The sequence below is a fragment of the Micromonospora xinjiangensis genome (assembly GCF_056150165.1).
Window position 1 is genome coordinate 629,327 of sequence record NZ_JAXCFO010000002.1, and the last position, 12,820, is coordinate 642,146.

Sequence of the window (12,820 nt, forward strand, 5' to 3'; positions counted from 1 at the left end):
GGGTCAGGCTGCGGTGGGGCGGGTCTCCGCGAAGTGGCAGGCCGAGGGGTGCGGGTCGGCGGCGCGCGGGACGGTCGCCGGGTCCTCCTTGGCGCAGATCTCCTGCGCCTTCCAGCACCGCGTCCGGAACCGGCAGCCCGAGGGCGGGTCCGCGGGCGAGGGCACGTCGCCGGTCAGGCGGATGATGTTCCGCTCGTGACGTACCTCCGGGTCCGGCACGGGCACGGCGGAGAGCAGCGCCTGGGTGTACGGGTGGGTGGCCCGCTCGTAGATCTCGTCCTCGGTGCCGATCTCCACGATCCTGCCGAGGTACATGACGGCGACCCGGTCGGAGATGTGGCGGACCACGGACAGGTCGTGCGCGATGAAGATGTAGGAGAGCCCGAACTCGTCCTGGAGCTGCTCCAACAGGTTGATCACCTGTGCCTGGATGGAGACGTCCAGCGCCGACACCGGCTCGTCGCAGACGATGATCTCCGGACGCAGCGCGAGCGCGCGGGCGATGCCGATGCGCTGCCGCTGGCCGCCGGAGAACTGGTGCGGGTACCGGTTGATGTGCTCGGGGTTCAGGCCGACCACGTCCAGCAGCTCCTGCACCCGCCGGCGCTTGCTGCCCTTGGGGGCGGCGTCCGGGTGGATCTCGAACGGCTCGCCGATGATGTCGCCGACCGTCATCCGCGGGTTCAGCGAGGTGTACGGGTCCTGCATCACCATCTGCATGTTGCGCCGCAGCCGGCGCAGTTCGGAGCCGGAGGCCTTGAACAGGTCCCGCCCCTCCAGGGTCGCCGAGCCGGAGGTCGGGGTCTCCAGCCGCATGAGCAGCCGGGCCAGCGTCGACTTGCCGCAGCCGGACTCGCCCACCACCCCGAGGGTCTCGCCCCGGCGCAGCTCGAAGCTGACCCCGTCCACGGCCTTGACCGCGCCGACCTGCTTCTTGAACAGCACGCCCTGGGTGATCGGGAAGTGCTTGACGACGTTGTCGACGGAGAGGATGGTCTCGCCCCGGACCTTGGTGGGGCTAGCGGGCGCTGTCATCACGCACCTCCTGCGCGAAGTGGCATGCGCTGGTCCGGCCGTCGCCGAGGACCAGGTCGTGCGGCACCACGTCGACGCAGACCTGCTGCACGTACGGGCACCGGGGGTGGAACGGGCAGCCGGAGGGGATGCGCATCAGGTTCGGCGGCAACCCCTTGATCGTCGACAGCTCCTGGCCGCGGACGTCCAGGCGCGGGATCGACTCCAGCAGCCCCTTGGTGTACGGGTGTGCCGGCGCCCGGTAGAGCGAGCGCACGTCGGCGTGCTCGACGATGCGGCCGGCGTACATCACGGCGATCCGGTCCGCGACGCCGGCGACCACGCCCAGGTCGTGGGTGATCAGGATCATCGCCATGCCGAGGTCGCGGCGCAGGTCGGCGAGGAGGTCCATGATCTGGGCCTGGACGGTCACGTCCAGCGCCGTGGTCGGCTCGTCGGCGATCAGCACCTTCGGGTTGAGCGCCAGCGCCATGGCGATCATGACGCGCTGCCGCATGCCGCCCGAGAACTGGTGCGGGTAGTCGCCGACCCGCCGCGCGGCGGCCGGGATCTTCACGAGGTCCATCAGCTCGACGGCCCGGCGCCGGGCGTCCGCCCGGGACATGCCCTCGCGCTGGCGCAGCGTCTCGCCGATCTGCCAGCCGACCGGGAAGACCGGGTTCAGCGCGGAGAGCGCGTCCTGGAAGATCATTGCGATCTCCTTGCCGCGCACCTGCCGCCGCTGCTCCTCGGACTGCGCGAGCAGGTCGCGGCCCTGGTAGAGGATCTGACCGGAGCGGATGTGCGCGGGCGGGGTGTCCAGGATGCCCATGATCGCTTGAGCGGTCACCGACTTGCCGGACCCGGATTCGCCGAGCACGGCGAGCGTCTCTCCGGCGTCGAGGTGGTACGACACCCCGTTGATCACCTTGGCCACGCCCTCGTTGGTGCGGAACTCGACGTGCAGGTCCCGTACCTCGAGCAGGTGGCCGCCCTCGGGGGTCGCGGAGGCGGGGGTGGGTTGGACGGTGGAATCTGTCATCGGAGGCTCACCGCAGCTTCGGGTCGAAGGCGTCACGGATCGCGTCGCCGAGCATGATGAAGGCCAGCACGGTCAGCGCGAGGAAGGCCGACGGAACGATCAGCGGGGTCGAGGACTCCCGCATGTGGATCCGGCCGGTGTCGATGTCCTGGCCCCAGGAGATGGTCGGGGCCTTCAGGCCGATGCCCAGGAACGAGAGCGTCGCCTCGGCGGCGATGAACGAACCGAGCGCGATGGTCAGCACCACGATGGCCGGGGCCAGCGAGTTCGGCAGGATGTGGCGCAGCATGATCCGGCCGTGGCCGGCGCCGAGCATCCGGGCGGCGGCGACGTAGTCCTGCTCCTTGGCGGTGATCACCGAGGAGCGGACGACGCGGGCCGCCGTGGTCCAGCCGAGGATCGCCAGCACGAAGATGACCGCCGTGATCCGGGCGTTCGGGCTGTCGCTGCCGACCCGCTTGAGCAGGACGATCGCGGCCAGCAGCAGCGGGATGCCGAGCACGATGTCGATCACCCGGGACAGCACCGCGTCCACCCAGCGGCCGAAGTAGCCGGCGAGCATGCCGATGACCAGGGCGATCACGCCGGTGAACAGGGCGGACAGCGCCCCCACCAGCAAGGAGGCCCGGGAGCCGTAGACCGCGCGGGCGTACGTGTCGCAGCCCTGGAAGTCGTACCCGAAGATCGCCCCGCCGGACGGCCCGGCGTTCTGCCGGGAGAGCAGGCAGTCCTGGGGGTCGTTGGCGGTGAACAGGCCGGGGACGATCGCCATCAGGGTGACGGCCGCGACCAGGACCAGCGAGATCCAGAAGATCGGGTTGCGGCGCAGGTCGCGCCAGGCGTCCCCGGCGAGGCTGCGCGTCTTCTGCGCGCCCACCTGGTTCGGCGTGCCGGGCTCACCCGAGGGGCCACGTCGGGCGGCCTGGTTCTCGCTGGCCGCCACGGTTTCAAAGTCACTCATGCCGTCACCTCGCTCCGCTCGGTGCCGACACGAGCAACCAAGCACGCTGCGTTGATCATTCGTCCGCCGCGCTGGCGCGGCGCTCCCCGCACCGGGCCGCGACTGCGCTCACTCATAGCGGATCCTCGGGTCGAGTACGGCGTACAGGACGTCCACCAGGAGGTTCGAGACCAGGTAGACCACGACGAGCACGCTGACGAAGCCCACGACCAGGGGACCGTCCTCCGTGCGGATGCCCCGGAAGAGGTTGAAGCCCACGCCGGGGATGTTGAAGACGCCCTCCGTGATGATCGCGCCGCTCATCAGGTTGCCCAGCTCGACGCCGAGGAAGGTCACCACCGGGATGAGCGAGTTGCGCAGCACGTGGACGCTGACGATGCGCCGCTTGACCAGGCCCTTCGACCGTGCCGTGCGGACGTAGTCGGCGCGCAGGTTCTCCGCGACCGAGGTGCGGGTGAGCCGCAGCGCGGTGGCCAGCGACAGCGAGCCGAGCACGATGCCGGGCAGCAGGAGCGCGTAGAAGCTCGGCTCCGCTCCGGCGGTGGGCGGGAAGACCTGCCACTTGACGCCGAGGAAGTACTGGGCGAGCGGCGCCAGCACGATGGTCGGGATGCCGAGCACCAGCAGCGTCAGCACCAGCGTCGAGTTGTCGAAGATGCCGGCGCGCCGGATGCCGGCGATCACACCGGCGGTCACCCCGAAGATCACGGCGACCGCGAGCGCGATCAGCGCGAGCTTCACGGTGACGGGCCAGGCCTGCTGGAGGATGTCACCGATGTTCCGGCCGGTCAGGGACTGGCCGAGGTCGCCCTGGAGCAGGCTCCGGACGTAGTCGAAGTAGCGGTAGAAGAAGCCACCGACACCCGTCTGGTCGAGGTGGTACTTCTCCGTCAGGTATGCCCGCTGAGCGGCGGTCACCGGCCGCTCACCCGCGAGGGCCTGGATCGGGTCGCTCTGCCCGGCGAACATCAGCGCGTAGACGATCAGAGTGGTCCCGAAGAACGCCAGGACCATCTGCAGAAGGCGCCGCAGGATGAAGCGGAACATACTTTCCAGTCTCTCCGGAAAAATGCGAAGGGGTCGCAAGACGACGTCTCTGGTCGTACCGGAAATATCCGCGACCCGGTCCTCGGCCCCTGGTCAGGGCCGGCGCCGGATCCGGCCGCGACGGTGAGCGCCGGGGCCGGTTCGGGCGTGGGCAGGCCACCCGGGGACCGGCCCCGGGTGGCCCACGCCGCGGTCAGCTCAGCTGGCCGCTTCGATCTTGACCAGGTTGACGCGCTGGAACAGGTCCATCTCGACGTTCTTGACCTTGGACGAGTGCCCGAACACGTTCTCGCCGAAGCGGAGCGGGATCACCGGCATGTCCTTGGCCAGGATGTCCTCGGCCTGCTGGTACTTCTTGATCGCCTCTTCCTGGGTCGGAGCGGCAGCGCCCTCCTTGACCAGCTTGTCGAACTCCGGGTTGCTGTAGCCGTAGTAGTTCGACGAGCCGTTGGTGCTGTACAGCGGGCCCAGGTAGTCCTCCATGGACGGGTAGTCCATGACCCAGCCGAGCCGGAACAGACCCACCGGCTGCTTCTTCTCGACCTTGTTCAGCAGGTCGGAGAACTTCGGCTCGGCGACGCCGACGGCGTCCACACCCAGGTTGGTCTTGAGCTGGTTGATGGTCGCGTCGACCCAGTCCTTGTGACCACCGTCGCCGTTGTAGGAGATGGTGATCTTCGACGGGCCGCCGGCGGCCTGGTACAGCTTCTTGGCCTCGGTCGGGTTGAACTCGCCCGCGGCGCCCGTGGTGTTCTCCCGGTAGCCCGGCAGGACCGGCGAGACGAACGAGCGGGCCGGCTGCTGCGAGTTCTTGAAGATCGACTTGGTGATCTCGTCCCGGTCGATCGCCATCGAGATCGCCTTGCGCACGTCCGCGTTCGCGAAGTCCTTGTCGAACGTCGGGAACGCCAGGAACTGGAACGACGACATCGGGCTGGTCTGGTACCGGTCACCCAGGTCGGTCGGCGCGGTGCTGAGGTTCTCGGTCGGGATCGTCGGCAGCACGTCGAGGTTGTCCGCCAGCAGGTCGGCGTACGCCGCGTTGAGCTGCTGGTAGATCCGGAACTCGACGTCCTTGACCTTCGGCTTCTCGCCCGGGAAGGCGTCGTAGCGCTCCACCTCGATCTTGCTGTCGTGCTGCCAGGTGCCCTTCATCTTGAACGGACCCTGGCCGATCGGCGCCTGCTCGTAGTTCTCCTTGAGCACGCCCGGGGCGGAGAACGCGGCGTCCGGCAGCGGGTAGAACGCGTTGTAGCCGAGCATCGTCTTGAAGTCGATGTACGGGGACGACAGCGTCACCTGGAAGGACAGGTCGTCCAGCTTCTTGAGGCCGGACATGGTCTTGGCCTTCGGCGCGTCGCCCTGCAGGTCCTGGTAGCCCGCGATCTTCTCGAAGAAGTAGCTGGCACCCTGACCGTTGGGCGCGTAGGCGCCGTAGTTCCAGGCGTTGATGTAGTCGTCGGACGTGACCTTCTCGCCGTTGTGGAAGGTGAAGCCGTCCTTGAGCTTGATCGTCCAGACCTTGTTGTCGGTCGACGTCACCGACTCGGCCGCGACCTCGACCGGCTTGTTCTGGGCGTCGTAGTCCACGAGCGGGCTGAACAGGCCGGCGAGGACCTGCGAACCGGACGTCTCGGTGGTGTTGGTCGGAACCAGGTGCTGCGGCTCGCCGATCTGGATGCTGACCGCATCGGAGCCGCTGCCGCCGGACCCACCGTCGCCGCCGCTGCCGCAGGCCGCGAGGCCCAGCGTCACCGCGAGCGGGAGGGCGGTCCAGGCGGCGAGCCTACGAACTCGCATTGAGCCTCCTCATCTCCTCACACTGCGCAGTCAAGCCCGGCGCTGGGTAACGCTGCGCAACGATCGGCAACGGTAGGTCGGGAACCGACTTTCGGCAACGACTCGGTTTCAGCCCCGTAACGGAGTGGTCCGGCGGCCTTTGCCCCGGGGTCACCCGCCTGCTAGTGACCCAGGCGGTAAATTCGGCCCTGGCGAGGGATTTGGCTCGTGGACTGCCGTCCTTCTCGGTGCCCCGGTGGGTGCGGCGGTGCCTGCCTGTCCGAGTTGTCGTCGCCCTCCCGTGGCATCCCTTCCGCCGGTGACCAAAAGCACGGCGGCAACTCAGAGTGACCAAAGTCATGTCACACACCGTCACGTACGCGCGAGGCCGTGGGCTCCGGCAGGGAGCCGGGGCGTCACCGGGTCGTCGCGACCCGCGGGCCCCGCACGTGAGACGATCTGCACGTGACGGCGACGCTTCTGGACGGCAAGGCGACCGCGGCGGAGATCAAGGACGAGCTGCGGGCCCGGGTGAAGGCCCTGGCCGAACGGGGCATCACCCCGGGTCTCGGCACGGTGCTGGTGGGGTCCGACCCCGGCTCCCAGGCGTACGTCAACGGCAAGCACCGGGACTGCGCCGAGGTGGGCATCGCCTCGATCCGCCGGGAGCTGCCGGCCGACGCGACCCAGGACCAGGTCGAGCAGGTGCTCGCCGAGCTCAACGCCGACCCGGCGTGCCACGGCTACATCGTCCAGCTGCCGCTCCCGGCCCACCTCGACACCCAGCGCGTGCTGGAGCTGATCGACCCGGCGAAGGACGCCGACGGACTGCACCCGGTCAACCTCGGTCGGCTGGTGCTCGGCTACCCGGGCCCGTTGCCCTGCACACCGCGCGGCATCGTCGAGCTGCTCCGCCGCCACGACGTGGGGCTCAGCGGCGCGAAGGTCGCGGTCGTCGGCCGCGGGAACACGGTGGGCCGCCCGCTCGGCCTGCTGCTGACCCGGCGCAGTGAGAACGCCACCGTGACGCTCTGCCACACCGGCACCCTCGACCTGGCCTCGCACACGCGGGCCGCCGACATCGTCATCGTGGCCGCCGGTGTGCCGGGCCTGCTCACCGCCGACATGATCACCCCGGGCGCGGTGGTGGTCGACGTGGGCATCACGCGGGTCGTCGGGCCGGACGGCAAGGGCCGCTACACCGGCGACGTGCACCCCGAGGTGGTCGAGGTGGCCGGGGCGCTCGTGCCGATGCCGGGCGGCGTCGGGCCGATGACCCGGGCCATGCTGCTCACCAACGTGGTCGAGCGGGCCGAGCAGGGCTGAGCAACGGTAATCGAGGCGATCGGTGGCGGAAGGGCACCTTCCCCACCGGTCGCGCCATAACCGTCCGCCCCTGGCCGGTTCGGTGCCAGGATGGCTGATACGGTCCGGAAAACCGACTGGTATCAGGGAGTGGGACGACCATGGGTAAGAAGGTCACTGTCGTCGGGGCCGGCTTCTACGGCTCCACCACCGCACAGCGCCTGGCCGAGTACGACGTCTTCGACACCGTCGTGATCACCGACATCGTCGAGGGCAAGCCCGCCGGCATCGCACTGGACCTGAACCAGTCGCGGTCGATCGAGGGCTTCGAGACCAAGGTCGTGGGTGTGACCACCGGCCCGAACGGTGAGGGCTACGAGGCCATCGAGGGCTCGGACGTCGTCGTGATCACCGCCGGTCTGCCCCGCAAGCCGGGCATGAGCCGGATGGACCTGCTGGAGACGAACGCCAAGATCGTCCGTCAGGTGTCCGAGAACGTGGCCAAGTACGCCCCGAACGCCGTGGTCATCGTGGTCTCCAACCCGCTCGACGAGATGACGGCGCTGGCCCAGCTCGCCACCCAGTTCCCGCGCAACCGGGTGCTCGGCCAGGCCGGCATGCTCGACACCGCCCGGTTCACCAACTTCGTGGCCGAGGCGCTGAACGTCCCGGTCAAGTCGGTCCGGACGCTCACGCTCGGCTCGCACGGTGACACCATGGTGCCGGTGCCGTCGAAGAGCACCGTCAACGGCAAGCCGCTGCGCGACGTGATGCCCGCCGAGCAGATCGAGGACCTGGTCGTCCGCACCCGCAACGGTGGCGCCGAGGTGGTCGCGCTGCTGAAGACCGGCTCGGCCTACTACGCGCCCTCGGCCGCCGCCGCGCGGATGGCGAAGGCGGTCGCCGAGGACTCCGGCGAGGTCATGCCGGTCTGCGCCTGGGTCGACGGCCAGTACGGCATCTCCGGCGTCTACCTGGGCGTCGAGGCCGAGATCGGCGCCGAGGGCGTCAAGCGGGTCGTCGAGACCGACCTGGACGCCGACGAGCTGGCCAGCCTGAAGGAGGCCGCCGAGGCCGTCCGCGCCAAGCAGGGCGACGTCGCCAACATGTGACCCACGCACACCAGCCGGAGGGGGCACGCCGAATCGGCGTGCCCCCTTCGTCGTACCTGCCACCCCGCCCGGGGAGGGCGGGAGGGGTCAGAGGGGAGTGAAGGGGGTGCTCAGGTGGGGGGTGGCCAGGAGGGTTCGGCCCTGTTCGGCGAGCGCGCGGAGCAGGGTCACCCGGGAGGCACGCGCCGCCACCGGGTCCGCCTCGTGGGCGTACGCCAGCTCCGGGTCTACCAGCTGCACGGCGTGCACCAGCAGGTCGCCGGTGAGCAGCAGCCGCTCGTCCCCGCCGTCGAGCAGCACCGACTGGTGGCCGGGGGTGTGCCCGGGCGTCGGCAGCAGACGTACACCCGGGGTGACGACGACCTCGCCGTCGACCTCCCGGAGCTGGCCGGCGGCGCGCAACGGCCCCAGCAGCCGGGCCGGCAGGTCCGGGTGGAACAGCTCCAGCGCGCCCAGTTCGGCCCGCTGCACCAGGTACTCCGCGTTCGGGAAGAGCGGGCCGGCCCAGCCGACGTGATCGGTGTGCAGGTGGGTGAGCACGACCCGCCGGACGTCCGCCGGGTCGATGCCGGCGTCGGCCAGTTCCCGCGGCAGCCGGCCCGGCACGGGCGCCCAGCTCGCGGCGGGTGAGTCGGCCGGCCCGATGCCGGCGTCCACCAGGGTGACCGGTCCGTCGCCGGCCCGCAGCGCGAAGCACCGGAATCTCAGCCACCACCGGCCGTCCGTGGTCACGGACGCCGGGTCGCGCCGGTCCGCCTCCCGCCAGTGCTCGGCCGTCGCGGTGGGAAACGCCGCCGTCCGGGGCTCGAAGAACGGTCCCTCCCCGTCCGTGAGCGCGGTGACCGTGATAGACCCGAGGATGCGACTGGGCGGCATCCGGCGATGATGCCAGCGCCCGTCGTGGTCGGGCATCCCCATTTCCAACCGTCCGCGTACGGGCAGCTCAACGGTCCGACGGAGGCCGGGTGGGGAACGCCGGCCGGTTCCAGTACGCTCGTACTGCTTGAGCACGTGTCCCCCGAGAGGAGCGCCGGCCGATGGCGAAGATCAAGGTAAACAACCCGGTCGTGGAGCTCGACGGCGACGAGATGACCCGGATCATCTGGAAGCAGATCCGGGAGCAGCTGATCCTGCCCTACCTCGACGTCGACCTGCACTACTACGACCTGTCGATCCAGCACCGCGACGAGACCGACGACCAGGTCACCGTCGACGCGGCCAACGCCATCAAGGAGCACGGCGTCGGCGTCAAGTGCGCGACGATCACCCCGGACGAGGCCCGGGTCGAGGAGTTCGGCCTCAAGAAGATGTGGCGGTCGCCGAACGGCACCATCCGCAACATCCTCGGTGGCGTCGTCTTCCGCGAGCCGATCATCATGTCGAACGTGCCGCGGCTGGTGCCGGGCTGGACCAAGCCGATCATCATCGGCCGGCACGCCCACGGCGACCAGTACAAGGCCACCGACTTCGTCGTCCCCGGCCCGGGCACGGTGACCATCACCTACACCCCGGCCGACGGGTCCGCCCCGGTGGAGATGGAGGTCGCCAACTTCCCCGGCGGCGGCATCGCCATGGGCATGTACAACTTCGACGAGTCGATCCGGGACTTCGCCCGGGCGTCGTTCCGGTACGGCCTGGACCGCAACTACCCGGTCTACCTGTCGACCAAGAACACGATCCTCAAGGCCTACGACGGCCGGTTCAAGGACCTCTTCGCCGAGGTCTTCGAGAACGAGTTCAAGGCCGAGTTCGAGGCCGCCGGCATCACCTACGAGCACCGGCTCATCGACGACATGGTCGCCGCGGCGCTCAAGTGGGAGGGTGGCTTCGTCTGGGCCGCCAAGAACTACGACGGTGACGTGCAGTCCGACACCGTGGCCCAGGGCTTCGGCTCGCTCGGCCTGATGACCTCGGTCCTCATGACCCCGGACGGCCGTACGGTCGAGGCCGAGGCCGCGCACGGCACGGTCACCCGGCACTACCGGCAGTGGCAGAGGGGCGAGAAGACCTCGACCAACCCGATTGCGTCGATCTACGCCTGGACCCGGGGCCTCGCCCACCGGGGCAAGCTGGACGGCACCCCGGCGGTCACCGAGTTCGCCAACACCCTGGAGCGGGTCATCGTCGACACCGTCGAGGGCGGCCAGATGACCAAGGACCTGGCGCTGCTCATCGGCCGGGACGCGCCGTGGCTGACCACCGACGAGTTCATGAACGCGCTCGACGAGAACCTGGCGCGCAAGCTCGCCGCCTGATCCTCGCCAGCACACGACAGGGCCCGCCGGCACCCCGCCGGCGGGCCCTGTCGCGCCCGTGGGAGCGGTTTCCGTCACCTGTGTCGGCGCGCCTCGTTGACCAGGGTGGACGAGATGCCAGTCGCGTCCTGGAAGGTTGACCGCGGTAGCCCGCGCGGCCCGAGGCCGATCAGCCTTCCCGGCTGTCGTTCACAGCCAGCCGTCCCTTCCCTGCGGGGGGCCCTGTCCCGGGCCCCCCGCGCCCTGTTTCCAGGGCTTCGGCCGGTCAGGCGGCGCGCAGCAGCTCGGCGGCGCGTTCCGGGGCGATGTCGTTGATGAAGACGCCCATGCCGGACTCGGAGCCGGCCAGGTACTTCAGCTTGTCCTTCGCCCGCCGGATGCTGAACAGCTGCAGGTGCAGGTGGCTGAGTTCGCGATCGACGCGGACCGGTGCCTGGTGCCACGCCGCGATGTAGGGCATGGGCATGTCGAACAGCCCGTCGAAGCGGCGCAGCAGGTCCAGGTAGAGCGGCGCGAAGGCGTCCCGCTCCGCGTCGTCCAGGGCCGGGATGTCCGGCACCGGCCGGTTGGGCGCGACGTGCACCTCGAAGGGCCAACGGGCGGCCGCCGGGACGTACGCCGTCCAGTGCTCGTTGCTCAGGACGACCCGCTCGCCGGAGGCCCGCTCGGCGGCGAGCACATCGGCGTAGAGGTTGCCGCCGAGGGTGCGCTGGGCGTGCCGTCGGGCGGCGTCGAGCATCGACCGCGTGCGGGGCGTGATGAAGGGGTACGCGTAGATCTGGCCGTGCGGGTGGTGCAGGGTCACCCCGATCTCCACGCCCCGGTTCTCGAAGCAGAACACCTGCTCCACTCCGGGCAGCTCGCCGAGCGCCACCGTCCGGTCGGCGAGCGCGTCGATCACGGTGCGGACCCGGCCGGGGGAGAGGCTGGCGAACGACGCGTCGTGGTCGGAGGTGAAGCAGACGACCTCGCACCGGCCGACGCCGGGTCGCAGCGGCGTGAACGGCGTGATCTCCCCGGGCTCGTCGGCCACCCGGCCGCTCAACGACGGGAAGCGGTTCTCGAAGACCACCACGTCGTAGTCGGGCGCCGGGATCTCGGTGAGCCGGTCACCCACCGACGGGTCGAGGGGGCACTCGTTCGCCGGCGGGAGGAAGGTGCGGGTCTGCCGGTGCACGGCGACCGCCACCCACTCGTCGGTCAGTGGGTCGTAGCGCAGCTGGGACGCGGGCGGCAGGGACGGCAGCTCCCGACGGTCCGGCTGGTCGCGCACGGCGTCGTCCCGCTCGTCGAAGTAGATCAGTTCCCGGCCGTCGGCCAGCCGGATCGCGGTGCGCTTCATTCAGCACGCCCCTCCACTCGTCGGCGTGCCCGACGCCGTCACCATCACCAGTTCGCCCACGCGCTCGACGAGTACCCGCCGTGCCTCGTCCGGCAACCCGTCGTCGCTGATCAGTACGTGGGCCGCCGTCAGCTCGACGATCGAGGAGATCCCCACCGTGCCCCACTTCGTGTGGTCGGCGAGCACCACGAGGCGGTCCGCCGCCGCGACCAGCGCCCGGTCGGTCTCGGCCTCCATGAGGTTGGGTGTGGTGAACCCGGCCCGCTCGGTGATCCCGTGGACGCCGAGGAACAGCAGGTCCAGGTGCAGCGACCGGATCGCGCCGACGGCCAGCGGGCCGACCAGAGCGTCGGACGGCGTCCGCACCCCGCCGGTGAGCACCACCGTCTGGTCCGGCCGGCCCCCGGCGTGCAGGATCTCGGCCACCGGCAGCGAGTTGGTCACCACGGTCAGGCCGGGCACCTCCACCAGCCGGCGGGCCAGCTCGGCGGTGGTGGTGCCGGCGGAGAGGGCGATCGCCGCCCCGGGCCGGACCAGCTCCGCCGCCCGGGCGGCGATCGCGGCCTTCTCGCCCGGCTGGCGCACCGACTTCGCCCGGAACCCGGGTTCGTCGGTGGAGCCGGGGCCGGCGACGGTGGCGCCGCCGTGCACCTTGGCCAGCAGGCCGCGCTCGTGCAGCGACTCCAGGTCGCGCCGGATGGTCATGTCCGAGACGCCGAACTCGGCGGCCAGCTCGGTGACGCGGACCCCGCCCGTCGCGCGGACCCGCTCCAGGATGGCCGCCTGCCGCTGCTGTGCCAGCATCCCGCCGTACCTCCCGGCCCGATATCCGTACTCTCACGTGGTCAAACGTGTTCCAACAAGAATGAACATTAGCGCGTGTGCGGAGGCGGCGGAAGAATCGGGGGTGGGCGCGCCCGACCGGCCGGCCGCGCGCGGCGGGCCGACCGGTCGGCGCGGGAT

General features: G+C 70.3%; 11 protein-coding genes. 3 read left to right on the forward strand and 8 right to left on the reverse strand.

Translation table 11 applies throughout. From position 1 onward, the window contains the following. Positions 1-3: 3 nt before the first annotated feature. From SM573_RS09805 to SM573_RS09825, 5 genes are all read right to left on the reverse strand, one after another. Entirely contained in the window at positions 4-1,035 is a 1,032-nt protein-coding gene (locus SM573_RS09805) for an ABC transporter ATP-binding protein (protein WP_474613596.1), read from the reverse strand. Beyond that, entirely contained in the window at positions 1,019-2,056 is a 1,038-nt protein-coding gene (locus SM573_RS09810) for an ABC transporter ATP-binding protein (protein WP_474613597.1), read from the reverse strand. The genes SM573_RS09805 and SM573_RS09810 overlap by 17 nt, the downstream gene beginning before the upstream one ends. A gap of 7 nt (positions 2,057-2,063) precedes the next feature. Continuing rightward, positions 2,064-3,017, reverse strand: coding sequence for an ABC transporter permease (locus SM573_RS09815; protein ID WP_474613598.1), 954 nt, complete (start codon positions 3,015-3,017; stop codon positions 2,064-2,066). A gap of 108 nt (positions 3,018-3,125) precedes the next feature. Beyond that, complete coding sequence (locus SM573_RS09820) at positions 3,126-4,064, reverse strand: ABC transporter permease (protein WP_474613599.1); 939 nt, start codon at positions 4,062-4,064, stop codon at positions 3,126-3,128. 198 nt (positions 4,065-4,262) lie between these two features. Then, positions 4,263-5,864 (reverse strand): peptide ABC transporter substrate-binding protein, encoded by a 1,602-nt coding sequence (locus SM573_RS09825; RefSeq protein WP_474613600.1) that lies wholly within the window; start codon positions 5,862-5,864, stop codon positions 4,263-4,265. A 444-nt stretch (positions 5,865-6,308) separates the two neighbouring features. On the opposite strand from SM573_RS09825, the gene SM573_RS09830 reads away from it, so the two are divergent. Further along, positions 6,309-7,169, forward strand: coding sequence for a bifunctional methylenetetrahydrofolate dehydrogenase/methenyltetrahydrofolate cyclohydrolase (locus SM573_RS09830; RefSeq protein ID WP_474613601.1), 861 nt, complete (start codon positions 6,309-6,311; stop codon positions 7,167-7,169). A 140-nt stretch (positions 7,170-7,309) separates the two neighbouring features. Next, on the forward strand, positions 7,310-8,260 hold the full coding sequence (gene mdh / locus SM573_RS09835; protein WP_474613602.1) for a malate dehydrogenase: 951 nt from the start codon (positions 7,310-7,312) through the stop codon (positions 8,258-8,260). 87 nt (positions 8,261-8,347) lie between these two features. On the opposite strand, the gene SM573_RS09840 is transcribed toward mdh, so the two are convergent. After that, complete coding sequence (locus SM573_RS09840; protein WP_474613603.1) at positions 8,348-9,136, reverse strand: MBL fold metallo-hydrolase; 789 nt, start codon at positions 9,134-9,136, stop codon at positions 8,348-8,350. A 161-nt stretch (positions 9,137-9,297) separates the two neighbouring features. On the opposite strand from SM573_RS09840, the gene SM573_RS09845 reads away from it, so the two are divergent. Next, positions 9,298-10,515, forward strand: a complete 1,218-nt coding sequence (locus tag SM573_RS09845; protein ID WP_474615929.1) for an NADP-dependent isocitrate dehydrogenase — start codon at positions 9,298-9,300, stop codon at positions 10,513-10,515. A 265-nt stretch (positions 10,516-10,780) separates the two neighbouring features. Here the strand turns inward: SM573_RS09845 and galT are convergent, their stop codons facing one another. Beyond that, on the reverse strand, positions 10,781-11,857 hold the full coding sequence (gene galT / locus SM573_RS09850; RefSeq protein WP_474613605.1) for a galactose-1-phosphate uridylyltransferase: 1,077 nt from the start codon (positions 11,855-11,857) through the stop codon (positions 10,781-10,783). Next, positions 11,858-12,661, reverse strand: coding sequence for a DeoR/GlpR family DNA-binding transcription regulator (locus SM573_RS09855; protein ID WP_474613606.1), 804 nt, complete (start codon positions 12,659-12,661; stop codon positions 11,858-11,860). It abuts the gene before it with no gap. Positions 12,662-12,820: the final 159 nt, after the last annotated feature.

Coding starts and splice junctions, on each gene's coding strand:
- SM573_RS09815 (WP_474613598.1), bottom strand. CDS start 3,017: ATGAGTGACTTTGAAACCGTGGCGGCCAGCGAGAACCAGGCCGCCCGA.
- SM573_RS09855 (WP_474613606.1), bottom strand. CDS start 12,661: ATGCTGGCACAGCAGCGGCAGGCGGCCATCCTGGAGCGGGTCCGCGCG.
- SM573_RS09810 (WP_474613597.1), bottom strand. CDS start 2,056: ATGACAGATTCCACCGTCCAACCCACCCCCGCCTCCGCGACCCCCGAG.
- SM573_RS09825 (WP_474613600.1), bottom strand. CDS start 5,864: ATGCGAGTTCGTAGGCTCGCCGCCTGGACCGCCCTCCCGCTCGCGGTG.
- SM573_RS09820 (WP_474613599.1), bottom strand. CDS start 4,064: ATGTTCCGCTTCATCCTGCGGCGCCTTCTGCAGATGGTCCTGGCGTTC.
- mdh (WP_474613602.1), top strand. CDS start 7,310: ATGGGTAAGAAGGTCACTGTCGTCGGGGCCGGCTTCTACGGCTCCACC.
- SM573_RS09840 (WP_474613603.1), bottom strand. CDS start 9,136: ATGCCGCCCAGTCGCATCCTCGGGTCTATCACGGTCACCGCGCTCACG.
- SM573_RS09845 (WP_474615929.1), top strand. CDS start 9,298: ATGGCGAAGATCAAGGTAAACAACCCGGTCGTGGAGCTCGACGGCGAC.
- SM573_RS09805 (WP_474613596.1), bottom strand. CDS start 1,035: ATGACAGCGCCCGCTAGCCCCACCAAGGTCCGGGGCGAGACCATCCTC.
- galT (WP_474613605.1), bottom strand. CDS start 11,857: ATGAAGCGCACCGCGATCCGGCTGGCCGACGGCCGGGAACTGATCTAC.